Source organism: Streptomyces palmae, assembly GCF_004684805.1.
In the GTDB taxonomy this organism is placed as follows: domain Bacteria; phylum Actinomycetota; class Actinomycetes; order Streptomycetales; family Streptomycetaceae; genus Streptomyces; species Streptomyces palmae.
Genome location: NZ_SRID01000649.1, coordinates 1 through 1,711 on the forward strand (window position 1 = coordinate 1; position 1,711 = coordinate 1,711).

Here is a 1,711-nt window from a genome sequence, read left to right on the forward strand (position 1 = left end):
GCGGGGAGGCGGGGGTGAGCGGGCGGCGAAGGAGACGGGATGCTGAAACCGGTCGATCTGCGGATGTACGGGTTGCTGCTGCGGCCCTGGGGCGAGCGGGACCTGCCCGCCATCCGCCGTGGCCTGGCCGACCCGGAGTTCCGGCGCTGGAACACCCGCAACATGCCCAGTCCGGACGAGGAAGGCGCCCGGGAGTTCCTGGAGAGCCGCACCGACGGCTGGCAGCGCGGTGAGATGGCCTCCTTCGCCATCACCGATGCCGCGACCGGGACGGTGCTCGGACATGTCGGCGCGGGCCTGCTGGACTTCGACACCCACCGCAGCGGCCGGGTCGGCTACTGGGTGCTGCCCGAGGCGCGCGGCCGGGGCGTCGCCAGCCGGGCGCTGGACGCCATGAGCCGCTGGGCCTTCAAGGACCTGGACCTGTACCGGCTGGAGTTGGGTCATGCCATCGGCAACGACGCCTCCTGCGCTGTGGCCGAGCGCTGCCACTACCGGCACGAGGGGGATCTGCGGGGTGCCATGTTCGACATCGGCGGCGTGCCGCGCGACATCCATGTGCACGGCCGCCTGGCCATCGACCCCGCCCCGCGACTGGCGGGCGCCGCCACCGGAGCCTGGTAGCCGAGGCGGCCGGTGCCCGTCAGGCTCGGCGGGGGCCGTGCGGGCTCAGGGCCACAGCAGTTCACGGTGCCAGCGGATGCCGGCCGGCCCGTCCCCGGTGCCGTGATCCCTGGTGCTCGCACCGCTGCGGGTGGGCGGGACGGTGTCGTCCGTGCGGCCGGTGACGTCCGGGTCGGTGGTGCCGGGGTGGCGGCGGTAGCGCAGCCGCACGTGCTGCCGGTCCGGGTCTCCCTGGTAGAACTCGACCTCCTCGGGTTCGAGTACGTACAGCGTCCAGGTGGCGGCGGCCGTTTCGGGTTCCCGCTCGGCCCGCGCCCGTGCCTCCCGGAAGGCGTCGGCCAGCTCCCGGCGCGAGTCGAGCACCTCGCTCTGCCGTCCCACCAGCGCGGCGACCAGCGCGGCGGGTGAGCGCCGGCGCAGATCCGCGGCGCTCTCCTCGGGGGAGGCCGCGGTGACCGGCCCGGAGACCCGTACCTGCCGGCCGAGCACCGCCCAGTAGAAACCGAGCGAGGCCCAGGGGCGCTCGGCCAGCTCCCGCCCCTTGCGGCTGGTGCGGTGGGTGGCGAAGTGCCAGCCGGACCCGTCGGCGTCGTGCAGCATCACGGTCCGGAGTGAGGGCCGGCCGGCGGCGTCCGCGGTGGCCAGTGTCATGGTGTGCGGTTCCGGTGCCCCGGCCTCCGCCGCCTCCCGCAGCCAGCGGCGGAAGAGGGGGAGGGGCTCCGGTGGGGCCTGCTCGGCGTCGAACGGGGGCAGCTCGCCCATCCCGGCACGCAGCGAGCGCAGCAGCGCGCGAAAGGAGTGGTCGTCATCGTCCCCGCGGTGGGCGCCGCCGGGTGAGCCGCCGGTCCGGGAGCCCGCGGTTCCGGGGCCGGGGGCTGGGGTCGTCTCGTCGCCGCTCATGGCTGGTCCCTGGGGTCTGGGGCGGGTGCGGGTTCAGCCTACGGCGGGCGGAGGCGGGTCGGCAGGCCGGTGTGTGGCGGGCCCGTGCGGGTTCAGCCTGCGGCGGGGCGGAGGCGGGTCGGCGGGCCGGTGCGGGTTCAGCCTGCGGCAGGCGGAGAAGGGCAGGCGGGGCAGTGCGGGTTCGGCC

General features: G+C 75.8%; 2 protein-coding genes. One reads left to right on the top strand and one right to left on the bottom strand.

Going from position 1 to position 1,711, the window contains the following annotated elements:
• Positions 1 to 39: 39 nt before the first annotated feature.
• Positions 40 to 624 carry a GNAT family N-acetyltransferase gene (locus E4099_RS31795; RefSeq protein WP_135342556.1) on the top strand — a complete coding sequence of 195 codons (585 nt, stop codon included), beginning with the start codon at positions 40 to 42 and terminating at the stop codon, positions 622 to 624.
• A gap of 45 nt (positions 625 to 669) precedes the next feature.
• Here the strand turns inward: E4099_RS31795 and E4099_RS31800 are convergent, their stop codons facing one another.
• Positions 670 to 1,386: a pyridoxine/pyridoxamine 5'-phosphate oxidase gene (locus E4099_RS31800; RefSeq protein ID WP_245245347.1), complete on the bottom strand. Its 717-nt coding sequence runs from the start codon at positions 1,384 to 1,386 to the stop codon at positions 670 to 672.
• Positions 1,387 to 1,711: the final 325 nt, after the last annotated feature.